Genomic DNA, 20508 nt, shown 5'->3' with positions numbered 1-20508 from the left:
ATTTAATCATTAAGCATGATGCAGTAATCCCAGCTAAAGTCTCCGGTAAGATAGCTGAGCAGAACCAGTCCGATACCACTTATTCCGTTTAATAATCCATAAGAGTTTGTATATTTTCCGGTTACATCTGGTGAATAGGATTTGAAACCTGCATAACCATCCGGATGACAAGAAAAGTCTATTGTTTGCCGTATCCAGAAATCACAGGCTTCTTTGAAAACAGGATTTTTAGTGTAATGCCACATTTTATTGTAAACGTGGGCTATACCAGCACTGCCATGGCAAATCCCGGCATCTTTAACCATCGTCTGTTCTTCGCTTCTTCTTTTTGAGGTATGTGTCAGTATCTCTGTCCCTAAATCTTTCAGCACTGTATCTTCAAAAACCATCCCGGCCTGGTAGAGTACAAAGCCTATGGTTAAATCTCCGTAACACCACCCTACCCGACTGTATCCTTTTAAGGGTTCATCGAATGTTAGAATATTAGGGAACAGACTATTATTGGTATTTCTATTGATAGTTGATTTGAATAAATCTGCAATATCAAGCGCCAGTTTTTTAGCCGCTGCAGAACAGATATTCTTTTGATAACATTGCAGACAGAATTTTAAAACACTGGTTAAACCGTGTGCCATACCCAGGTTAATTTTATTGTTTACCGGGAGCTGACTGGTCAAATCAAAATGCGCAATAAACATCTTGTCTGATGACTGATAGGCGAGCTTATGCAGCAGTCTGAAAAATGTTTCCTGAAATTCAGAGAATTGACTGGTCTGTTCATACAAAGAGTGATAGGCAATTCCAATGGAACCATGAAGAAAATCATAATTTCCATCTTTCAGGTAATGAATAGCCTGCTCAAATAATTCAGGATTATCATCGCATAGTATTTCCCAATTCTCTTCGTCTAATAAATCCTTAACTTTTAAATAGGAAAAGAACCAGTTAACTCCTGCTTTACCAGACGAGAAAAAAGCGCTTTGACAACCAATTGAATCTTCAGAAAGTGTTTGAAGATTATTTTCAAAATGCTCCAGGTTATCAACGTGATTTTCAGCATGGGTACCAGTATAGCTGATATAAGATTGATCAAAAAGACAGTATCCGGCTTCCCCGTCGAGAAGTGATGGTTGATAATAATCACGGTTTTTAAGTGATAAATATATTTTATCCAGTGTAATTTGAATTTCTTCTTTCATATAAAAATATCGGTCACCTGTTTACTATGGAAGAATAGCCAGTTTATAAGCTGGCTATTCTTTAATGTTACGTGTTTAAAACTGGAAAATTAATGCTAAACAACGCAAACTTGCACATCACTAAAGTCGCAGCAAAATCTACCGGTATGAGCTGTCAATGGTATTCCACCATAAACTTTTCCCATTTGCTCCGTGGTCAGTGAAGCAACTTTTTCCTTTTTTAAGCGAAGTCTTTCTGAATTCAATTTAATTTTTTTCATTTGATAACGATTTTAGGTTAAATAAAATAGTTCTGTTTTGCTAAAATTTAAACAGGATGTGTTTAAACTTAAAAGCGTAAGTTTTAAGCGCAGATTGCTTCAATAGTCAACAGGCAGCAAAATCTTCTGGTATCAGTGGTAATTGGTGCCCCACCATAAACTTTACCCATTTGAGCTGTAGTTAAAGAAGCAACCTTTTCTTTTTTCAGACGAAGTCTTTCTGAATTCAATTTAATTTTTTTCATTTTGCAATGATTTCAGGTTAAATAAAATAAATCTGTTTTACTATAATTTAAACGCAATGTTTAAAACTAAGGCTCAACAGGACAGATTGAATCTGACAGATCACAGCAGAATCTTCTGGTAATAGTTGTCACTGGTATGCCACCATAAACTTTACCCATTTGTTCCGTGGTTAATGAAGCAACTTTTTCTTTTTTCAAACGTAGTCTTTCTGAGTTTAATTTAATTTTTTTCATTTTGTAATAATTTTAGGTTAAATAGTTTTGTTTTGTTAAAATTTCAACGTTAAGTGTTTAGACGTAAGGAATTAAGGTTCAATAGAACACAGGATAGGATCTGTAAATTCGCAGCAGAATCTTCTGGTAGCTGTTGTTACTGGTACTCCACCATAAACTTTACCCATCTGATCGGTAGTCAAAGAAGCAACTTTTTCTTTTTTCAAACGCAGTCTTTCTGAATTCAATTTAATTTTTTTCATTTGGCAATGCTTTTAGGTTAAAAAATATAATTCTGTTTTGTTAACTTTATTAGTTACGCATTGAAACGTAAAATCTTAAAGTACTTCAGGACAGATTGATTCTGACCAGTCGCAGCAGAATATCCTGGTAGCTGTAGTAACTGGTATTCCACCATAAACTTTACCCATTTGATCGGTAGTCAAAGAAGCAACTTTTTCTTTTTTCAAACGCAGTCTTTCTGAATTTAATTTAATTTTTTTCATTTTGTAATGATTTTAGGTTAAAAAAATATAATTCTGTTGATCTAAAATATTAATTTTTTTCCAATATAAAAATATGTCATTTTTATGTTACAAAAGTATCAGTATTATTTAATTGATAAAAAAGAAGTATATATGCCATTTTATATTGAAAAAGCTATATTTCAGTAACTAATTCAAAAACAGACGGATAAAAAAAATATTTCTGTTAATGGTGCAATTAAAGAAGCCGGGCATTATTTTGACAGGAAATCATTCGCTAACCTGATCATTCCCAGCGCTGATAAGTTATTAATCGGCAAAGAAAAGACAAGTGTTTTTTAAGCTGGATTGAAAACAGCTAGAATTTGTTCATCAAACTCCGTGGCTCAAAAACATATATGTATTGTTTTAGACAAATACCGGGTATATTATGGTAGCTTTAGAAACTAGTAAAAGGATTTTTTCCTTCGTACTCAAATTAATAATTTTCATTACATTTTATTTCCACCCATTTTAAATACGATCTTTTAGGTTATGCATATGAAAAAAAACGATTCTGATGAATTAATCATTGCGCACAGAGAGATCATTCTTCAAAACAAGGAGATAGAAAAAAGAGCTGAAGAGCTGATCATTGCCAACAAAAAATTGCTTTTTCAAAATGAGGAGAAAGAAAACAGGGCAGCAGAATTAGTTATTGCCAATAAAGAGCTTGCTTTTCAAAACAAAGAAAAAGAAAAAAGAGCTGAAGAGCTCAGCATCGCGAACAGGGAGCTTAAAAATGCACAGGATGACATTCGTAAATTAAATGACGAATTAGAGCAAAAAGTAATTGAGCGTACTGCACAATTGGAATCTGTGAATAAAGAATTAGAGTCTTTTTCTTATTCTGTTTCACACGATTTACGCGCCCCGATCAGAGCAATCAATGGCTATACGAAAATTCTGAAAGAGGATTATGCGGAGACATTTGATGCAGATGGGGTTAAAATCCTTCAGGCTATCATTAACAATTCAAAAAAGATGGGTGAGCTGATTGATGACCTGCTTGCATTTTCAAAACTCGGAAGGAAGCAGGTTACTGAGTCTGATATCCAGATGTCTGATCTGGTAAATACGATTCGGGAAGAACTAATATTCGACGATCACGAAAACATACCTGAATTTGAAGTGGATGTTCTTCCAGGTGCTAAAGGGGACAAATCACTGATTAAGCAGGTCTGGATTAACCTGATTTCCAATGCCATTAAATATTCCAGAAATAAAGCACAGGCGAAGATTGAAATCGGTGCTTATACCAAAGATAATCTTATTGTATATTTCGTAAAAGATAACGGAGCTGGGTTTGATATGCAATATTATGATAAGCTTTTCGGGGTTTTTCAAAGGTTACATTCCCAGGAAGAATTTGAAGGTACAGGCATAGGTCTGGCCATAGTGCAAAAAATAGTGCAGCGTCATAATGGAACAGTCTGGGCCGAATCAAAAGTAGATGAGGGGTCGTGTTTCTATTTTAGTCTGCTGGCATAAAACATTAAAAAAAGAGAAATGAGCTATCATAACGTTGAAATTTTATTTGTTGAAGACAGTGCCGATGACGCTGCGTTAACTATTCGTGCACTTAAAAAAAGTGGTTTCACCCACAAACTATATCATGTTATCAATGGTGCAGAAGCATTGGATTTTATTTATTGTAAAGGAGCCTATGCAGACAGAAGCGAGAAGGAATTTCCTAAACTGATTTTACTGGATTTAAAAATGCCAAAAGTATCTGGCTTACAGGTGCTTGAAAAAATAAAATCAGATCCAATTCTTAAATCTATCCCTATTGTGATGTTAACGTCGTCAAATGAGGGCCCTGATATTGAAAAGTGCTTCACGTTGGGTGCAAATAGTTATATCGTAAAGCCTGTAGACAGTGATAACTTTTTTAACGCGGTAAAAGAAATTGGTTTATACTGGATGGTTCTAAGTCAGCCAGCTCATTAGTATCTGCTCCATTAATTTTCTCCATTTAATTTTTACGTCGTATTGATAATGGCACCAAATCTTAAAATACTTATTCTTGAAGACAACGAAAGTGATGCTGATCTGCTTAAACGCGAATTAAAAAAATCAGGCTTGACTTTTACGGCTGAAATTGTCCAGACGCGTACAACTTTTGAAAACGCACTGAACAACTTTGATCCCGATTTGATCTTATCGGATTACTCACTTCCGTCTTTTGATGCAGCTGAGGCTTTCCAAATCAAACAGAATAAATATTCCCACATCCCATTTATCATTATTTCTGGTACAATTGGAGAGGAGAATGCAGTGGAGCTGATTAAGGCCGGAGTAACCGACTATGTTTCCAAAAGTAAACTATTTACACTGTCTACAAAGATTAACAGAGCGCTAAATGATATGCAGGCGCGAAAAGAAAAATTAATCACTGATGAAAAGTTAAAGATTATCAATCAGGAGCTTTTAGAACTGAATCAGGAACTGGAAGCAAGGGTTACACGCCGTACTGAAGCATTGGCAGAAAGTGAAAGCCGTTTCCGCAGTATGATGGAAACCATTCCCCAGATTGCCTGGACAAATACAATTAAGGGAGAAGTCGTTTTCTATAATCAGCGATGGTATGACTATACCGGGTTCAATGACCAGCAAACAAGAGCTCTGGGCTTTAAAGCAGTAGTTCATCCTGATGATTTGAAAATTGGCTTTGGTCAGTTCAGTTCTATTCTTAAAACTGGTAATGGAGGGGAGTTTCAAATCCGTGTAAAACGGGCAGATGAGCTTTACAGATGGCACCTGATCCGCTTAATGCCGATCATGGACCAACAGGGAGTAATGCAGCTTTGGGTAGGTACAGCCACAGACATACAGGAACTCAGGTTATTACAACAGTATAAAGACGATTTTATTATTATTGCGAGTCATGAGCTTAAAACCCCGATAACCAGTTTAAGGGGATCTCTTCAGCTTTTGGATAGAATTAAAGATAATCCTCCTGCGGGTGCGTTGCCAAAACTGATTGGACAGGCAAACAGAGGCTTGGAAAAAGTAAATACGCTTATCGAAGATCTGCTGAATTCCAGCATGGCTAATCAGGGTCAGCTCCATATTCGTCAGCAGCATTTCAATATTTCGGAAGTGATTAAAGATTGCTATCAGGATAGTATCAAAGATGGCTTATATACGGTCAGTGTTGAAGGAGATATGGAAACAGAGGTCTATGCTGATCCTGTACGAATAGAACAGATAGTTGTTAATTTCATCAATAATGCTATAAAATATGCTCCTGAATCAAAGGAAATCCGTATCCGGATTGACAAAGCTGATGCAGTTGTCAAAGTCTCAGTGATAGACAGAGGACCCGGTATTCCATCAGAAAAACTTCGTTATGTTTTTGACCGTTATTACCGTGCAGAAAATTCTGGAAGTCATTATACCGGTCTGGGGCTGGGACTTTATATTTGTTCGGAAATCATTAAAAAACATAATGGACAGATTGGTGCTGAAAGTGAATTAGGCAAAGGCAGTACTTTCTGGTTCACACTGCCCGTCGAATAACTCACTCAAATATATTTTTACAAGTACTGTTATACCAGAAAATCAGGTGTTAATAAGGCTATTTCAATCGCCAATCAGGCATTTTCAGGGCTAATATAACCCTGTCTTTTTATAAAAATAATCGATCCAAAGCAAAAATGTAAAACATTTAGTACTCCTCTATGTTTAATCAATCCGTCGGCTTTATTCCTCTAAATAAAAGAACTGGATGCGCTATGACGGATAAACTTATTAAATCAAACTTATGGGAAATCTACTTTACCTCGTCGCCGTAATATTAATCTTATTATGGATTTTTGGATTCTTTTTTAATGGCTTCGGACCAGGCGCCGGTGGCTTAATACATGTGCTTTTGGTGATTGCTGTAATCGCAATTATACTCAAGGTAATTAATAGAGCTTCTTAACCGGACTGCTGAGATTATTTCAATCCGCAAAACAGTTAATCGATTTTTTTTAAAACTAACACAGCATTACGTTGTTCTTCTAATTCAAAAACAAATATTACTATGAGCGTATCAGAAAAAACAATAGCAACTTTAAACGACCTTACAGAAATAAACAATGACCGTGTAGCGGGATTTGAAAAAGCAGTTGCAGATATCAATGATGAAAATATAGACTTGAAAGCAATATTTCTGAAATACAGTGAGCAAAGCCGCAAATTCAGTCAGGAACTTACTGCGATTGTAGCTGGTTATGGCGAAGAAGTAGAAACTGGTAATAGTGTATCAGGTACTTTACACCGCGCATGGATTGATGTTAAATCTTTATTTGGCGGTAGTGACCGTGCAAGTATCCTTTCAGAAGCTGAACGTGGTGAAGATGCAATTAAAGCAGCTTACAAACTGGCTCTGGAAGAAGGAGAATTAAGTGCTGACGCATTAGATACAGTAACCAGACAAGCTGGAGATATTAAATCTGCACATGATGCGATTAAAGTCCTTCGTGATGCTGCAAAAGCAGTAAGCTAGATTCAATTTATACTAGAAAAGCCGCTTAATCAGATTAAGCGGCTTTTTTTTATGGTTTCTCCTAAAGCTTACTTATTGTATTGATCATCGGTTACCTGTTCCATCCATTCGACAGGTGAACCATCCAACTTTTCCTGAATAGCTATATGGCTCATCGCAGTAGTACAAGTAGCTCCATGCCAATGTTTTTCAGCAGGAAAAAAGTACACCACATCACCTTGATGAATGTCTTCTCTGGTGCCTCCCTCCCGTTGTACCCAACCTGATCCTGAAGTTACAATTAACGTTTGTCCAAAGGGATGGGTATGCCATGCTGTACGTGCTCCGGGTTCAAAAGTTACAATTGCCATTGCCACACGAGATGGTTCTGGTGGACTGATCAACGGATCGATTCTTACTGATCCGGTAAAATATTCTGCAGCACCTTTTCCTGAAGGCTGCGAACCATTACGTTTAATTTCCATTATTCCTATAATAAATATTTACTCCTAAATATAACCAAATACGGTTACTGGCTCAGTATAAAGCTCATTAGCGCCGATATCTTTGCGGACAAATAAATCATGAATTGGTTCTATGTCTTCAATTGTTGCAATTCTGCAATTCATATATTTTCTATTATAGTTTTCAACTGTGGTGCAAATCCTAATCCCCACTTATCGACAGCCGAAACTAAAGGTAGTATAGATTTCCCGGACTCAGTCAGAAAATATTCGACTCTTAGCGGAATTTCCGCATAAATTGTTTTCCCCAGAATCCCATGTAATTCCAGTTCACTCAATTGTTTTTGCAAGACCCTTTTGGTGATCCCTTTGATGGTATTAACCAGATCTCTGGGACGTGTTGTCCCTTTTGCAATTTCATCAAGTAAACAAAATTTCCATTTAGAACCTACCACCTCCATAGCCACGCTAAGGCCACATTCATAATCAATTGGAATTTTTCTTTGATACATCAGCTTATTTATATTTTTAGCGCCATAAAAGTAAACAAATACACAGTTTAATGCATGGTGATTAAATGATCACCAAATGATTAATTAACCCCTTATTGATCAACTCCCTTTTTAAAATCACTTTTGCCCCGACAAATTAAATAAGCTTATTAAAACTGTAAGATGAAAACTCTGATTATTGTCATTCATCCGGATCCTGAAAATTCAGTGATCAACAAACGATGGATAGAAGAATTGAATAAATATCCTGAAAAGTATACTGTACATGAGCTGCATAGTTTATATCCTGATGAAAATATTGATATTAAGCAAGAACAACGATTATTAGAAGCTCACAATCAAATTGTATTTCAATTTCCCTTCTACTGGTTTAACTGTCCGCCGCTTTTCAAAAAATGGCTGGATGTGGTATTAACTCATGGATGGGCGTATGGTAATGGCAGCCCTTATCAAATGACCGGCAAAAAGATTGCCTTAAGCATTTCGGCAGGTATCAACGAGGAAGACTACCAGGCTTCGGCGAGGTATAAATATACATTGAAGCAATTGACAGCTCCATTTGAGATCACTTTTGACTATATAAGAGCAGATTACAAACCACTCTTTGCTTTCTATGGAACAGAACATCAGCCTACTACAGAGAGAATAGAAAAAATTACGCTGGATTATATTTCATTCCTGGAAGCTTTGTAAAAAAACAAGCTCACCTTGCTCTGATCTCTGCTCTGGCATGAAAGTAGTATATGTATTGCTATAAAATCAAAAACAATGAAATTACCATCGTTGAAGCAGATCAGTTTTAATAAAGTAAAGAAAGATGCGAAAGAAGGCTTTAAACAGCTTGCCGAAGGCGGTTTTAAACAGATCTTTAACCAGATTGATCAATTGAATATTAAGAAAGGTGTGGATACCATGGGCGTCGACAAGTTTATTAATCAATGTGCATTACTGGCAGCCGGCTCTGGTTTAATTACAGGGGTTGGCGGGATTGGAACGATGTTGATTGGCACCCCTCTGGATGTAATCAATATCATCGCTCAGCAGTTCAGAGTGACTTTGGCAATTTCCTATCACCATACAGGCAAATATAAAATTAGTTTTGACGACTTTTTTAAAATTGTAGCGTCCTCTGTAAAGGCCGATACCAAACTGGCCATCAGCAAAAATGTGATGGAAGAAGTTGCAGAGAAAATCCTGATGGGCATAGGTTCTAAAGCAAGCCGCCGGCTGGTACCTGTGGTTGGTGGTGTGATTGGCGGAACTGTAAATTATCTATTTATTAAAGGAGTAGCGAAGGAATTGAGAGAGAAGTAAAAAAAATTGTAGATTTAAGTAGTTTACACAATCCTATTCATTAACTCATGATGCGATCTTATAAAAGAACTACAGCCGTTTATGCTGTCCTTCTGCCCCTGCTGTTTACCTGTACAAACACCTATGCACAAACTAAAGCTGCCGGTAGTCCGAATCAGCCTGTAGAAACTCAACCTGCCAATTCGAAATATAAGCCTGCTTTTGCAGGACAGACGCGAATTGCTGGCGTAAAAACTAAAACGCCCTTTACAGTTACGCTGTTAAATAAAACTTTAGAGCATCCCTGGGGAATTTGTCTTTTACCTGACGGACGTTTTTTAATCTCTGAAAAGATGGGCACAATGTCCATTGTAACCACAGCCGGAAAAGTAGTGAAGAAAATTACAGGTTTGCCAGCCGTAGTTCCCGACGGACAGGGTGGCTTACTGGATGTAAATATTGATCCACAGTTTTCGACCAATAGAATGATCTACTGGGCTTATTCAGAACAGGCCTCCGGAGGTAGTTTATTAGCAATTGCCAAAGGAAAATTAGCTGCAGACGAAAGTAAAGTGGAAAATATTGAAGTGATATACCGCGCCACGCCAGCCTACAAAGGAAGTCTTCAGTTTGGTTCCCGTATCGTATTTGATAAAAAAGGGAATCTGTTTGTAAGTACTGGTGAACGCTCTGGAATTGATATCCGTATGCAGGCGCAATCGTTGAATGCGTCTATTGGAAAGATCATTCATATGACAAAAAATGGAAAAGCTGTTCCCGGTGGCCCATTTGCTAAAACAAAAAATGCGAGACCTGAAATTTATGCTTATGGTTTGCGTAACCCTGAAGGTTTAGCAATAAATCCTTCGACCGGCGAATTATGGGAATCAGAATTCGGTCCAAGAGGTGGTGATGAAATCAATATTATTCGTCCGGGGAAAAATTACGGATGGCCTGTAGTTACTTACGGAATAGAATATAGCGGTGAAAAAGTAGGAGCTGGCATCCAGCAAAAAGCCGGTACTCAGCAACCCATTTATTACTGGGATCCAGTAGTTTCACCGGCAGGAATTGCATTTTACAATAGTAGCGTGATTCCTGAATGGAAAGGTAATCTATTTGTAAGCGGTCTGAGCAGTATGCACATTGCCAGATTAGTTATTAAAAACAATAAAATAGTTGGTGAAGAGCGGTTATTGAAGAGTGAAGGAGAACGCTTTCGGGCGGTTGCTGTTGGTAAAGATGGTGCACTATATGCCATAACTGATAGCGGCAGATTTTACAGAGTTGCTAAGAAATAAATTATTGCCTCTTTACGGCTTGCAGAGAGGCAATAATTTAAATTCTAAATTGTTTGGGTTTCAATACTATCAAATCCCGCTTTGGTCATCAATCCGTTAGCAATTGGTATTACCAGCTTAATTTTTCAGAAACCATTCGGCGGTAGCTTTCACTGCATCCTCATAAGGAGTCGGTGTAAAGTTGAAAGCTTTTTCAAACTTGGCTGAGCTGAATTGAAATGGAAATTCGTCCTGGTAATTCATTTCATATGCTTCTTTCATAAAAGGGTTGAAAAAGCCAATTACTTTTAACAGCCATTTGGGCAGTACAGTTACCTGATCAGAACTATTCATGTATTTCGCTGCCAGCTTAATAAATTGTCTTCCGGTTAGTGGGCTTACCGAAGGCAAATGCCAAACCTGCCCGAATGATTTTTCATGACTTGCAAGTATATAAAGCGCTTCAGCAGCATCAGGAGTATAATTATAAGAACGTGGTACGTCTGCATTTATAGGCCATTGAGCGGTTTTTCCTTTTTTCATATTGTTAAAAACCAGTGTACCCGCAGCACTTTTATCTGTAACCCCAGGGCCGTAAAAATCTACAGCTCTGGCTATCGCAGCTTTAATTGTTCCGGCAGCCATTTCTTGTAATAACATACGGGCAATTTCGATGCGTACCCGCCCTTTTTTGCTGGAAGGAAAATAGGGTGTATTCTCGGTCATGGTTCCATTTACCCGGCCATACATATATACATTATCAAAAAAGATCAGTTTCGCGCCTGTAGCTATACAAGCATCAATAACGTTACGCATAATCACCGGCCATTCTTTTTTCCAGATATCAGCATTGTATGCAATACCGACAATCAGGTAAACGACTTCTGAACCTGTTACAGCTTTTAGTACCTGATCATAGTTGAGCATGTCGGCAGCTACTGATTCGGTACCCTCAATTTGCTGTGGAGTTCTGGATACCAGTCTGATGTTTAATTGATGCGACTTTAAAATTGGTATCAGTTCTGTGGCGATGGTACCAGTAGCACCTAAAATGGTATGTAATTTCATAGCTTTATTTTTAATTACCTCTTATTTGTTAACCAAAATTAAAACAGTTCTGGTAGTAAAAATTGTAAGAAAACGAGAGGAATATGCAACTTGAAATTATATCCATGCAGAAAAGCAATGAATAGAAATTACTTAAATAGTGAAATTACTTTTTTACTGCCTGTAATAATTGCAACTGCAACTATCCCTGCAAGTAAACCAATAACAAACTCCTTAATTACTGATGCTGTTTCTGGAAGTAAATGGTGCAAATAATCAATATTATGAACAAAAATACCCCCCGAAACCAAGATCAAAGCAATTGTTCCAACTACAGCCAGAATCCGGATAATAATTGGGAGAGATTTAACCAGCAAAAGACCCAGACTTGCAATAAAACCTTTTTCATTGGAACGTTTGATTAATTTGTAGCCAACATCATCCATTCTTACAATAAGGGCAACTATACCATAAACACCAATTGTTGCCAATAATGCAACGATTGAAACCGTCAGAATCTGTATCGTTATATTTTCTTGCAGAACAGTTCCCAATGCAATAATTACGATTTCTATAGATAGAATAAAATCGGTTGTTACTGCGGATCTGATCTTTGCTTTTTCCGGATCGCCATCCTCTTGTTTAGTTGCAGCTGGTAGTTCATGTTCCGCTTTTGAGCGGTGAAAAAAGTATTCGATTATCTTTTCGACCCCCTCATAAGCCAGATAAAATCCTCCTAAAACCAGGATGGCTTTAATAGCAACAGGAAAAAATGCATTTAGTAAAAGTGCAATAGGAACAATTATAAGCTTGTTAACCAAAGATCCTTTAGTGATCGACCAAAGTACTGGCAGTTCACGCGAAGCTAGAAAACCAGTAGCCTTTTCCGCGTTAACAGCTAAATCATCACCCAAAATACCAGCAGTTTTTCTGGTCGCTATTTTAGCTGTTAACGCAACATCATCCATTAAAGCAGCAATATCATCTAAAATCGCAAAAATACCTGAAGCCATATTTATTTTTATTTATAGGAGTGCAATAATATAAATACTGTTTTGCATTATCATTAAAACAGCTGTATATTATTATGAATTTCACTTCCGAAACAGGAAAACCAGAATATTTTAAAGTCGTGCAATTCAAATATTGCTAATCAGCTATTATTTTTTGAAAAGCATCTCTTGGGCTTCCATCGCTCACATAAATAATCCCACAATAGGTGAAGCCACTGTTTCTAAGAAATTTTTGCATTGGAATATTGTCATGGTTCGTATCAACTCTAACAGTATTGATTTGACTAAATGCAAAATCAAAGGCTTTTCTTGCAATTCCTTTTACCGTTCCTGAAGAAGCCAATCGGTGTATTACACCATAAGGTGAATTATTGAGCCAGGCACCCTCCTCAATTACTTTATAATTAGGTTCAGGATCACTTCCAATGATCAGACAAAAATAACCCACAATTTCTGTATTGACCAAACACACAAAAGCATCCTGATTACGAATGTCAGCGGCTATGATTTCTCTTGATGGATATCCATTAATCCATTGTGTTTGATTGCCATTTGCACGCATAATCTGTTTTGCCTGCTCAATAATGAGCATAACCTGATCAATATCTTCTAGTTGGGCAGCAATAATATCCATCTTAATTTTTGAATAAGTTCCGTAATTAATTTCTGGTGTAAAATTACCATTCCGGCACCATAAGACAAGAATTATTTAGCTACATTCCTGATATTCAAACATACATACGCCCTTTGCAGATGACACAAAAACCAGTAAGGATTTAACTTATTTCCAAATACCCAGCAAACGCCTGATGACTATAATTTCAGCTGTATGATAAGCTGTATGATCGGCAATCTGAAGCGCTTCTCTCAGTATGCTTTGTCCACTTCCATGCGGAATAGGTTCATACAAATCCCGTCGTTCAACGAGTTCTATAAATGCCTTTAAATCATTATCAATCTGTTCCACAGTTTTATCCCAAATATTTTTATCTGCCGGAGCATTTTCTTTTGGCCAGTATTCATCGGGCCACTTTGGTGATTTATGATTACCGTCTTTGCTAAATTCCAGCATATCCCACTGGGCAATTCTGATGTGTTCAACAAGCTGCCAGATACTATAAGGCAAACCGTACGGCCTTTCGCCAAGCATTGCAAAAGGAATATCTGCTGTGGCATCTTTTATTCCAACATGGGCACCGCCACCGATTAATAGTTTTTTAAGTTCTTCAATTATCAGTTCCATTTGAATACTACAATCCATCCTGAATAAAGTTTCCTTAGTAATAATCTTCTTAATTATAGTAACTTCCTGTCGGCTAAATCTGTGAGCCGATTAAGATCAATCATGATGAAAAGATGGAAACAGCTGAAAGAGATGTGCTGGCAGAATAATCATACAATAATGAAAAAAAATGAAGCAGTTTAAATGATTAAATATATCTTGTCTGAAAAAAAATATTCACATTAAAAAAAAACATATGTTTAAATCACAGAAAAATCTATCACGAATGCTACTTATTGCAATCCTGTTCTTCACAGGGATAGCTGCATCAAGTGCCCAAAAAAGAAAAGACATTGGTCTGCAACTCTATTCTGTTCGTGAACTATTACCAAAAGATGTTAAAGGAACTTTGCAAAAAGTTTCCCTGGCAGGATACACACAGGTTGAACTTTACGGTTTTAATATCAAAGATCAATTTTGGGGCTTAAAACCAGCGGAACTCAAAAAGATCCTGGAAGAGAACCATCTTAAGCCAATCAGCGGTCATTTTAATATGTTTCCATACTTAAAATCAGGTGAACAGGCCGAGCTAAAGGCTGCGATTAGTGCAGGTAAAATTCTTGGGCTAAAATATATTACTATTCCGTGGCTATTGCCAGATATGAGAACCAGTGCACAGGATTATAAAACGCTGGCGAAAAGGCTCAATTATGCAGGTCAACTCTGTAAAAATGCAGGAATGAAATTGGCCTATCACAATCACGATTTTGAGTTTATCAAATATGGCAATGAAACCGGAATGGATATCCTGTTAAAAAACACGAATAAAAAACTGGTCGATTTTGAAATGGATATCTACTGGGTTATTCGTTCGGGTGTTCAGCCATACACACTTTTTAAGGCCAGTCCCGGAAGGTTTGTGATGTGGCATATCAAGGACATGGATAAGTCAGATCGGACTTTGAATGCAGAAGTTGGTTCGGGATCTATAGATTATAAAGATATTTTTAAACAGGCAAAGCTTTCCGGAATGAAATATTTCTTTGTGGAACATGAGACGAACTATAAACCGGACATAATTGGTTCAATTACACAAAGCTCTACTTTTATTAAGAATAATATTCTAAGATAGAGGCAAGATAATAGAATACTCTCCTGACAATGAGGAGGGTATTCTTATTTTTTCTAATATAGAACTACTTTGAATTACCTGTTTTTTAGCATTAACCGTATGATTGATCAGCGATTTAGTGTTGTTTGTTGAAGTTGCCCGGCGTAACACCTGTGTAATATAAAAAACTATGGTGAAAATGGCTTTGGTCATAAAAACCAGCTTCTAGTGCTGCTTCAACAATAGGATATCCATCATTGATCATTTTTCTTGCTTTTTCAATTCTCAGGATAGTTAAATAAGTATTTGGAGTTACGCCTAAGTGTTGTTTGAACTGTCTGATCAGTTGATATTTATCTATACGATGAATATTAGCCATATTTTCCAGGCGAAGTTTTTGATTAAACTGTGCTGATAAATACCTCTTTACGGCTAAAATTTCTTCGGAAGGGCCAGACGCAGGAAGATCGGGACTCTGAGTAGTTTTACTCAACAATTGCCAAATGAAATCCTTTAGAAATGCTTCGTCTGGTAATAAATTAGTTGAATGAAGACGAATATATTGTTTAAATAAAGTCTGATCTTTAATAATAAGCGGATAATCACTCATCCTTCTTATTCCGGTTTCCGTTAGCAAGTGCTCCATCAGATCATTACTGAGGTAAAGACTTTTAAAACTCCAGCCCAGATCAGCTATCGGATGATGGGAATGCATGATATGCGGTTTAATCAGAAAAAGAGATTGGGGTTCAACAAAACAGCTTTTACCCTGAAAATAAAATTTCTGAATTCCATTAACAGATACCCCAATCGTATATTCTTCATGAAAATGGACAGGAAAACTATGCGTAAAATTATCACCACTGGTAAAGGTGATGTTATCTAAACACAGATTTCTCCAGCTGTTGATCATATAAATTTCTTATTTAAAATTCCAGATACTTAAAACATTTCAAATGTAAATAAATCAACGGATTATAAAATATATCATCAAAGTGGAGAGCAATACTCTTCATCAGTCACTTTGCTTATAATTATTCCTTCATCTTTTTCCATCTGTATTGCCAGGTGAGAGAACATGCTTTCTGGCGTTGCACCATGCCAATGTTCTTCACCGGGATAAATAATAACCAGATCACCTGGTTGCATCAATTGCTTTACTTCATTTCGTTTCTGAACATATCCAATACCGTTTTCAGCCATTAATATTTGTACTGTAGGATGTTTATGCCAGTGAGTTATAGCGCCTGGTTCAAATGTGACAACGGATAAGGCGCAGCCTATGCTGGATTCATTTATCAAACTCCTGATCCATGCAATTCCATTAATGTATTTTTCAGGGGCAGGTAAGGTGACGATTTGCTTGACCTCTATCTTTTTCATGAGTTGTATAGCTTATAGCTTATTTTATCATTTGTGCTTTGCCCAGCCCGAATGACCAATTTTCTAATGCCGTTTCATTTAAAACTATGATGATATCATTTGCAGAAATACAGGTTCTTGAACTGATTTTCTGTACAATAACAGCATAAAGTGATTTTTTCATCTCGACAGTACGTCCCGAACCACAAATAATCTGAATATATATCAGATCAGGAGCGTGAGAGATATCCAGATAAGATTCAGGGAATATCAGATTTTCAGGTGACACTGGATGTATAACTTGAAAGTAATCATTTACAGGAATGCTGAATATTTCAATCAGGCTTTCATGTACTGAATAAGATATTGTTTCTTTCAATTCCCTGGAGTAATTCTCAGGTAAGTAAATATTTACAAACGGCATAATCTTCTTTTATATATAACAAAATTAACCGTTTAAAATATTCCGGTCTTGTAAAATATTGCGCTATAAATAAGTGACTAGCTTGCCTTCGTTTTACCCCATTTTTTATTGTACCAGATCAAAAAACCAGTTAATGGCAAAGAGGCAGAAATCATTGATCCCAAAAAAGCGAGTATTTTGCCGGGCAAGCCCAGAATACTTCCTGTATGAATGTCGTAATTCATCGAGCTGAATTTCTCCCCATTACTCTTATCTTCAAAAGTGCTCGTTTTTAGTAATTGACAAGAAAGCATATTGTATTGCATAACAACTGTTTTTAAAGTTGGCTCATAGCGCGCAAGTACGGTCACTCTGGACGATGTATCGTTTGGAAAATAAAAGTGATACGCTTTAGCATCAGGATATTTCTTTTTTATATCTGCATAAATAAAGTCCAGACCTTTTTTTCCAGCGGTTTCCGGAATAGTATGTACTGATGTTATGGTCGTCTTTATTGAACTCTTGCCTTTATCCAGTAAATTTTGCAATCCCCTTTCCAGCATCGGAAATGCCCAGACCATTCCAGTAAAGGCAATGATCAGACCCACGCTAAAAGCATAGAAACCAAGAATATTATGAAGGTCATAGTTCTTGCGTTTTAAACCAGTATTCTTTTTCCATTTAAACCAAAAACGAACACGTCTTGCCTTTTTATTTTTTGGCCACCATAAATAAAGTCCCGTCAATAGTGAAAGTATATACAACAAGGTCACCACACCAACAATTGGTTGTCCTAGTTCTGTTTTTAACAACAGGCTCCAATGCAAATACAGAATGACACGAAAAAATTCAAATTCAGATTGCTCATGAAAAACTAACTGTCCCGTGTAAGGATCTATGAATAATGATTCATAAAACTTCTTTTCATTCCAATACCAGTATCCCGGATTCGTATCCTCCCGGTAAGACCTGAATTGCCAGGTCTTACCGGGAGAATTACCAATCTCCAAAGCCGATACAGGTTTATCTTTACCCCATATACCCTTTGCCTTTTGCACCATATCCTGCATAGATAGCCGGTTCTCAGAAACCGACCTTACCTCCAGCCTGTCTGCATAAACAAATGGTCTGATCTCTTCTACAAAAACGAGAACACAACCAGTCAAGCCTAATATAATAACAACGACTCCCGATAAAAGCCCAATCCACAAGTGGATAGCAATTAGTATTTTCTTTAATTTCATTTAAAAACGGAACGACAAATTGACTGCTAAATTTGCTGGTGCTTGTGAATTGGCCCAACTGTCCCAATATTTCTTATTAAAGATGTTATTGGCTTTAACCTGTATGCCCCAAGCCTGTCTATTGTAAAATACTACAGCATTAGCCAAAGTATAGGATGGAATAAAAAACTGATTATCTGAAGCTTTATACATTTTATCTACGTAATTCATACCTGCACCAAATCCCAAACCTTTAAGTTGATTTTGGAAGGTATAAGAAGCCCAGAAATTTGCTACATTTTCCGGTGCATTTCCTGCTTTATTCCCATCTATTTTAGCATCTAAAGCAGCTCTTACTATACGATTGTCATTGTAAGCATAACCTGCAAGAATATTCAGACCTGGCAGTGGTTGTGTAATTAACTCCAAATCTACCCCCTTGCTCACCTGCTTACCATCCTGTATAGTAAATAATTCCTCATTCATACGTGTAGCATTGTCAATATTAATCCGGTAATAGCTAGCTGTAAAACTCAGTTTCTTTTCAAAAAGCTCCGCTTTAATACCACCTTCTGCCTGAGTAGCAAATAAGGGATCCAGAACCTGGCGCGTACCATTAGGTTGTGAAACCGGGGCAACGTTTTGGAAGCCACTCATATAATTAGCAAACAGTGATAAAGATTTTGGCAGAAGTTCATAAACCAGGCCAAATTTCGGTGCAAAAGAAGTTTGCTTAAATCCATCTTCATCACCTTCAACTGCTTGTCTGTTATAATGATCAAGGCGCAGCGATAACATCGCTGAAAGACGGGGCAACAGATTAATCATATCTGATGCATAAACGCTGGCCGTTTGCTGTGTGGGTGAAGGAAATGGTTCAAAGCTTACCAGTTTATCAATCTGCTGACTAACTATTGGTTTAAAGGGCTTTGTTACGTCAATCTTATCAATAGGCTGTATATCTGCAAATAGAAAACTCGAAGTATAGTGACGATAATTCGCTCCGATCAAAAGGTTATGTGTCAACCCTCCTGTTTTCACCTTGCCGTTAAAATTCTGTTGAATATTTGTGTATCCATTATAAACCGGACCGTACACATAGGAAGCTCTTGTAGCCATACTTGGTGACGACCAGATTACAAGCCGCTGATAACTATGATCCACATTTTCAGACACAAAGGAGAAAAGTGTCGTTGACTTGAAGTTAGGTGACAACTTATAAACTGCTTCAGCAAAAACACGTGTAGCGTAATTTTTCACATCCACATTATCATGAAACAATGTTTTCCGGTAGTCCAGTAAAAGGTCGCTGGGCTGCTTAATATCCGCAGACCGGAATACATAGTTCATAGGCTGTGTATTGTGTACCTGCAATAATTCGGCATCCACATTCAGCGTCAGCTTTTCATTTACATGATAGGTAATACTTGGTGCAAGTAAAAAGGTATTATTAAACCCATAATCCAGAAAACTCCTTTCCCGGTTCGAGGCCGCATTAACCCTGAACAGTACCTTTTTTTCCTTATCCAATGGGGTATTGACGTCTACAGTAAGCCGGTTTAAACCAAAGCTTCCTGTTGTATAGCTCACTTCTGTTCGTTTGGCTTCAATCGGCTTTTTTGTAACTACGTTGACTACTCCACCAAAGGAAGATACTGAAGCACCAAATAAAGTACCCGAAGGGCCTTTCATAACTTCAATACGCTCAATATTTGCCAAATCTACGGCAGAACGATCCGAGGTAGATTCCATTCCGTTGCGGGCATTAATTCCCGTCCCGAATCCCCTGAAGTAAGCACTAACGCCACCAGAAGGATTAGTAACAGATACCGCCCCGCCAGCATTACGCAGCGCATCTGCTACTGTTACAGCAACCTGTTCCTGCATCAGCTGTTTGGTCACTACACTATAAACCTGCGGATTTTCCAGATTTGTTAAGGGCAAACGAGACACATATTCTGTTGTCTTATTGGCAAACCTGTTGACACGTTCCCCATTGACCACTACTTCCTGCAGTGCTCTCATATCTTCGTATAGCGTGAACGAAATCTTAACTGTTCCATTTGGCGCCACAGTAACTTCTTGCTCCTGCCCTTTTAAGCCAACATATTTAGCTGTAACTTTATAAGTTCCAACCTCTGCATTGGCAAAACTAAAATTACCATTTTCATCTGCCTGAACTTTCCTGTTATCCATGTCTACATTTACATATGCAGCAGGAAGACCATCACTTGTTAAGACCTTACCCATGACCGTTCCCTTACCTTTTGATGGCTGAAGGTTAATCTGGTTTCCCTTTACTTCTATCCGGCGGATCTCATTCGGAAAGATCTCCTGAAGGATGTCTTCTAAAGTCGAATTCTGATTAGATAAGCTGATTTTTCTATTCACATCCAACAAATCCGGACTGTAAATGAAGTTGCACCCCGCTTTAGTCTCTATTTCTTCCAGAGCCTGGGCGACACTAACATTTTTAACCTGAATATTGATACGTTTTTTTAATAGAGTAGATTGTGCACTGGCTGAGAGCGAGATAAAAATAGTTAAAGTGATTAAAAGAATTGTTTTCGATGCAAGCGAAAACAACCTTATGCTAAATAGCAAAAAGTTCATATTTTTGATTAAAAGTGATGTGATTGATTATATTCATTGCTTATACCCGG

General features: G+C 37.3%; 26 protein-coding genes. 9 read left to right on the top strand and 17 right to left on the bottom strand.

Annotation, left to right across the window (positions count from 1 at the left end):
• Positions 1 to 2: 2 nt before the first annotated feature.
• The 6 genes from AB3G38_RS23445 to AB3G38_RS23420 all read right to left on the bottom strand — a co-directional run bounded on the left by AB3G38_RS23445 (position 3) and on the right by AB3G38_RS23420 (position 2423).
• Complete coding sequence (locus tag AB3G38_RS23445) at positions 3 to 1199, bottom strand: lanthionine synthetase LanC family protein (RefSeq protein WP_367866117.1); 1197 nt, start codon at positions 1197 to 1199, stop codon at positions 3 to 5.
• Positions 1200 to 1294: 95 nt separating this feature from the next.
• Positions 1295 to 1459 carry a class I lanthipeptide gene (locus AB3G38_RS23440; RefSeq protein WP_367866116.1) on the bottom strand — a complete coding sequence of 55 codons (165 nt, stop codon included), beginning with the start codon at positions 1457 to 1459 and terminating at the stop codon, positions 1295 to 1297.
• A gap of 83 nt (positions 1460 to 1542) precedes the next feature.
• Positions 1543 to 1704 carry a class I lanthipeptide gene (locus tag AB3G38_RS23435; RefSeq protein ID WP_367866115.1) on the bottom strand — a complete coding sequence of 54 codons (162 nt, stop codon included), beginning with the start codon at positions 1702 to 1704 and terminating at the stop codon, positions 1543 to 1545.
• Positions 1705 to 1770: 66 nt separating this feature from the next.
• The gene (locus AB3G38_RS23430; protein ID WP_157287913.1) at positions 1771 to 1938 is read right to left on the bottom strand and encodes a class I lanthipeptide; all 168 of its coding nucleotides are present in this window, start codon (positions 1936 to 1938) and stop codon (positions 1771 to 1773) included.
• Positions 1939 to 2009: 71 nt separating this feature from the next.
• Positions 2010 to 2180 (bottom strand): class I lanthipeptide, encoded by a 171-nt coding sequence (locus AB3G38_RS23425; protein WP_367866114.1) that lies wholly within the window; start codon positions 2178 to 2180, stop codon positions 2010 to 2012.
• Positions 2181 to 2255: 75 nt separating this feature from the next.
• Positions 2256 to 2423, bottom strand: coding sequence for a class I lanthipeptide (locus AB3G38_RS23420; RefSeq protein ID WP_367866113.1), 168 nt, complete (start codon positions 2421 to 2423; stop codon positions 2256 to 2258).
• Between the two features lie 519 nt (positions 2424 to 2942).
• Between AB3G38_RS23420 and AB3G38_RS23415 the strand changes: the two genes are divergently transcribed.
• The 5 genes from AB3G38_RS23415 (at position 2943) to AB3G38_RS23395 (ending at position 6936) form a co-directional block, all read left to right on the top strand.
• Positions 2943 to 3932, top strand: coding sequence for an ATP-binding protein (locus tag AB3G38_RS23415; protein ID WP_367866112.1), 990 nt, complete (start codon positions 2943 to 2945; stop codon positions 3930 to 3932).
• Positions 3933 to 3950: 18 nt separating this feature from the next.
• Positions 3951 to 4391, top strand: coding sequence for a response regulator (locus AB3G38_RS23410; protein ID WP_367866111.1), 441 nt, complete (start codon positions 3951 to 3953; stop codon positions 4389 to 4391).
• A 48-nt stretch (positions 4392 to 4439) separates the two neighbouring features.
• The gene (locus tag AB3G38_RS23405; RefSeq protein ID WP_367866110.1) at positions 4440 to 5963 is read left to right on the top strand and encodes an ATP-binding protein; all 1524 of its coding nucleotides are present in this window, start codon (positions 4440 to 4442) and stop codon (positions 5961 to 5963) included.
• A gap of 244 nt (positions 5964 to 6207) precedes the next feature.
• On the top strand, positions 6208 to 6369 hold the full coding sequence (locus AB3G38_RS23400) for a lmo0937 family membrane protein (protein WP_157287919.1): 162 nt from the start codon (positions 6208 to 6210) through the stop codon (positions 6367 to 6369).
• A 102-nt stretch (positions 6370 to 6471) separates the two neighbouring features.
• On the top strand, positions 6472 to 6936 hold the full coding sequence (locus AB3G38_RS23395) for a PA2169 family four-helix-bundle protein (protein ID WP_367866109.1): 465 nt from the start codon (positions 6472 to 6474) through the stop codon (positions 6934 to 6936).
• A 68-nt stretch (positions 6937 to 7004) separates the two neighbouring features.
• Here the strand turns inward: AB3G38_RS23395 and AB3G38_RS23390 are convergent, their stop codons facing one another.
• Together AB3G38_RS23390 and AB3G38_RS23385 are read right to left on the bottom strand one after the other, a co-directional pair.
• The gene (locus tag AB3G38_RS23390) at positions 7005 to 7400 is read right to left on the bottom strand and encodes a cupin domain-containing protein (protein WP_367866108.1); all 396 of its coding nucleotides are present in this window, start codon (positions 7398 to 7400) and stop codon (positions 7005 to 7007) included.
• Between the two features lie 140 nt (positions 7401 to 7540).
• The gene (locus AB3G38_RS23385; protein ID WP_367866107.1) at positions 7541 to 7891 is read right to left on the bottom strand and encodes a winged helix-turn-helix transcriptional regulator; all 351 of its coding nucleotides are present in this window, start codon (positions 7889 to 7891) and stop codon (positions 7541 to 7543) included.
• Positions 7892 to 8053: 162 nt separating this feature from the next.
• Here AB3G38_RS23385 and AB3G38_RS23380 point away from each other — a divergent pair, with 162 nt between their 5' ends.
• From AB3G38_RS23380 to AB3G38_RS23370, 3 genes are all read left to right on the top strand, one after another.
• The gene (locus tag AB3G38_RS23380) at positions 8054 to 8584 is read left to right on the top strand and encodes an NAD(P)H-dependent oxidoreductase (RefSeq protein ID WP_367866106.1); all 531 of its coding nucleotides are present in this window, start codon (positions 8054 to 8056) and stop codon (positions 8582 to 8584) included.
• 75 nt (positions 8585 to 8659) lie between these two features.
• On the top strand, positions 8660 to 9205 hold the full coding sequence (locus tag AB3G38_RS23375; RefSeq protein WP_367866105.1) for a hypothetical protein: 546 nt from the start codon (positions 8660 to 8662) through the stop codon (positions 9203 to 9205).
• Between the two features lie 47 nt (positions 9206 to 9252).
• A complete protein-coding gene (locus AB3G38_RS23370) occupies positions 9253 to 10485 on the top strand; it encodes a PQQ-dependent sugar dehydrogenase (protein WP_367866104.1) in 1233 nt (410 codons plus the stop codon).
• A gap of 117 nt (positions 10486 to 10602) precedes the next feature.
• Here AB3G38_RS23370 and AB3G38_RS23365 read toward each other — a convergent pair whose 3' ends face one another.
• From AB3G38_RS23365 to AB3G38_RS23350, 4 genes are all read right to left on the bottom strand, one after another.
• Positions 10603 to 11532, bottom strand: coding sequence for an NAD-dependent epimerase/dehydratase family protein (locus AB3G38_RS23365; RefSeq protein WP_367866103.1), 930 nt, complete (start codon positions 11530 to 11532; stop codon positions 10603 to 10605).
• Between the two features lie 128 nt (positions 11533 to 11660).
• Complete coding sequence (locus AB3G38_RS23360; protein WP_367866102.1) at positions 11661 to 12524, bottom strand: DUF808 domain-containing protein; 864 nt, start codon at positions 12522 to 12524, stop codon at positions 11661 to 11663.
• 136 nt (positions 12525 to 12660) lie between these two features.
• The gene (locus AB3G38_RS23355; RefSeq protein ID WP_367866101.1) at positions 12661 to 13158 is read right to left on the bottom strand and encodes a GNAT family N-acetyltransferase; all 498 of its coding nucleotides are present in this window, start codon (positions 13156 to 13158) and stop codon (positions 12661 to 12663) included.
• Between the two features lie 147 nt (positions 13159 to 13305).
• Positions 13306 to 13767, bottom strand: a complete 462-nt coding sequence (locus tag AB3G38_RS23350) for a DinB family protein (RefSeq protein ID WP_367866100.1) — start codon at positions 13765 to 13767, stop codon at positions 13306 to 13308.
• A gap of 265 nt (positions 13768 to 14032) precedes the next feature.
• Here AB3G38_RS23350 and AB3G38_RS23345 point away from each other — a divergent pair, with 265 nt between their 5' ends.
• A complete protein-coding gene (locus AB3G38_RS23345) occupies positions 14033 to 14878 on the top strand; it encodes a sugar phosphate isomerase/epimerase family protein (protein WP_367866099.1) in 846 nt (281 codons plus the stop codon).
• Positions 14879 to 14993: 115 nt separating this feature from the next.
• Here the strand turns inward: AB3G38_RS23345 and AB3G38_RS23340 are convergent, their stop codons facing one another.
• The 5 genes from AB3G38_RS23340 to AB3G38_RS23320 all read right to left on the bottom strand — a co-directional run bounded on the left by AB3G38_RS23340 (position 14994) and on the right by AB3G38_RS23320 (position 20458).
• Positions 14994 to 15770, bottom strand: coding sequence for an AraC family transcriptional regulator (locus AB3G38_RS23340; protein ID WP_367866098.1), 777 nt, complete (start codon positions 15768 to 15770; stop codon positions 14994 to 14996).
• A 77-nt stretch (positions 15771 to 15847) separates the two neighbouring features.
• Positions 15848 to 16240 (bottom strand): cupin domain-containing protein, encoded by a 393-nt coding sequence (locus AB3G38_RS23335; RefSeq protein WP_367866097.1) that lies wholly within the window; start codon positions 16238 to 16240, stop codon positions 15848 to 15850.
• 19 nt (positions 16241 to 16259) lie between these two features.
• Positions 16260 to 16643: a tautomerase family protein gene (locus tag AB3G38_RS23330; RefSeq protein WP_367866096.1), complete on the bottom strand. Its 384-nt coding sequence runs from the start codon at positions 16641 to 16643 to the stop codon at positions 16260 to 16262.
• 77 nt (positions 16644 to 16720) lie between these two features.
• Positions 16721 to 17866 (bottom strand): PepSY-associated TM helix domain-containing protein, encoded by a 1146-nt coding sequence (locus AB3G38_RS23325; protein ID WP_367866095.1) that lies wholly within the window; start codon positions 17864 to 17866, stop codon positions 16721 to 16723.
• Complete coding sequence (locus tag AB3G38_RS23320) at positions 17867 to 20458, bottom strand: TonB-dependent siderophore receptor (protein WP_367866094.1); 2592 nt, start codon at positions 20456 to 20458, stop codon at positions 17867 to 17869.
• Between the last annotated feature and the right edge of the window lie 50 nt (positions 20459 to 20508).

Origin of the sequence: Pedobacter sp. WC2423 (assembly GCF_040822065.1) — a bacterium.
Lineage (GTDB): Bacteria > Bacteroidota > Bacteroidia > Sphingobacteriales > Sphingobacteriaceae > Pedobacter.
The sequence above is the reverse complement of the archived record's forward strand: the minus strand, read 5'-3'. Positions and strand labels throughout refer to the sequence as shown.

Coding starts and splice junctions, on each gene's coding strand:
- AB3G38_RS23350 (WP_367866100.1), bottom strand. CDS start 13,767: ATGGAACTGATAATTGAAGAACTTAAAAAACTATTAATCGGTGGCGGT.
- AB3G38_RS23375 (WP_367866105.1), top strand. CDS start 8,660: ATGAAATTACCATCGTTGAAGCAGATCAGTTTTAATAAAGTAAAGAAA.
- AB3G38_RS23340 (WP_367866098.1), bottom strand. CDS start 15,770: ATGATCAACAGCTGGAGAAATCTGTGTTTAGATAACATCACCTTTACC.
- AB3G38_RS23405 (WP_367866110.1), top strand. CDS start 4,440: ATGGCACCAAATCTTAAAATACTTATTCTTGAAGACAACGAAAGTGAT.
- AB3G38_RS23355 (WP_367866101.1), bottom strand. CDS start 13,158: ATGGATATTATTGCTGCCCAACTAGAAGATATTGATCAGGTTATGCTC.
- AB3G38_RS23370 (WP_367866104.1), top strand. CDS start 9,253: ATGATGCGATCTTATAAAAGAACTACAGCCGTTTATGCTGTCCTTCTG.
- AB3G38_RS23365 (WP_367866103.1), bottom strand. CDS start 11,532: ATGAAATTACATACCATTTTAGGTGCTACTGGTACCATCGCCACAGAA.
- AB3G38_RS23390 (WP_367866108.1), bottom strand. CDS start 7,400: ATGGAAATTAAACGTAATGGTTCGCAGCCTTCAGGAAAAGGTGCTGCA.
- AB3G38_RS23345 (WP_367866099.1), top strand. CDS start 14,033: ATGCTACTTATTGCAATCCTGTTCTTCACAGGGATAGCTGCATCAAGT.
- AB3G38_RS23325 (WP_367866095.1), bottom strand. CDS start 17,866: ATGAAATTAAAGAAAATACTAATTGCTATCCACTTGTGGATTGGGCTT.
- AB3G38_RS23385 (WP_367866107.1), bottom strand. CDS start 7,891: ATGTATCAAAGAAAAATTCCAATTGATTATGAATGTGGCCTTAGCGTG.
- AB3G38_RS23400 (WP_157287919.1), top strand. CDS start 6,208: ATGGGAAATCTACTTTACCTCGTCGCCGTAATATTAATCTTATTATGG.
- AB3G38_RS23420 (WP_367866113.1), bottom strand. CDS start 2,423: ATGAAAAAAATTAAATTAAATTCAGAAAGACTGCGTTTGAAAAAAGAA.
- AB3G38_RS23380 (WP_367866106.1), top strand. CDS start 8,054: ATGAAAACTCTGATTATTGTCATTCATCCGGATCCTGAAAATTCAGTG.
- AB3G38_RS23445 (WP_367866117.1), bottom strand. CDS start 1,199: ATGAAAGAAGAAATTCAAATTACACTGGATAAAATATATTTATCACTT.
- AB3G38_RS23440 (WP_367866116.1), bottom strand. CDS start 1,459: ATGAAAAAAATTAAATTGAATTCAGAAAGACTTCGCTTAAAAAAGGAA.
- AB3G38_RS23430 (WP_157287913.1), bottom strand. CDS start 1,938: ATGAAAAAAATTAAATTAAACTCAGAAAGACTACGTTTGAAAAAAGAA.
- AB3G38_RS23395 (WP_367866109.1), top strand. CDS start 6,472: ATGAGCGTATCAGAAAAAACAATAGCAACTTTAAACGACCTTACAGAA.
- AB3G38_RS23330 (WP_367866096.1), bottom strand. CDS start 16,643: ATGCCGTTTGTAAATATTTACTTACCTGAGAATTACTCCAGGGAATTG.
- AB3G38_RS23410 (WP_367866111.1), top strand. CDS start 3,951: ATGAGCTATCATAACGTTGAAATTTTATTTGTTGAAGACAGTGCCGAT.
- AB3G38_RS23360 (WP_367866102.1), bottom strand. CDS start 12,524: ATGGCTTCAGGTATTTTTGCGATTTTAGATGATATTGCTGCTTTAATG.
- AB3G38_RS23335 (WP_367866097.1), bottom strand. CDS start 16,240: ATGAAAAAGATAGAGGTCAAGCAAATCGTCACCTTACCTGCCCCTGAA.
- AB3G38_RS23435 (WP_367866115.1), bottom strand. CDS start 1,704: ATGAAAAAAATTAAATTGAATTCAGAAAGACTTCGTCTGAAAAAAGAA.
- AB3G38_RS23320 (WP_367866094.1), bottom strand. CDS start 20,458: ATGAACTTTTTGCTATTTAGCATAAGGTTGTTTTCGCTTGCATCGAAA.
- AB3G38_RS23425 (WP_367866114.1), bottom strand. CDS start 2,180: ATGAAAAAAATTAAATTGAATTCAGAAAGACTGCGTTTGAAAAAAGAA.
- AB3G38_RS23415 (WP_367866112.1), top strand. CDS start 2,943: ATGAAAAAAAACGATTCTGATGAATTAATCATTGCGCACAGAGAGATC.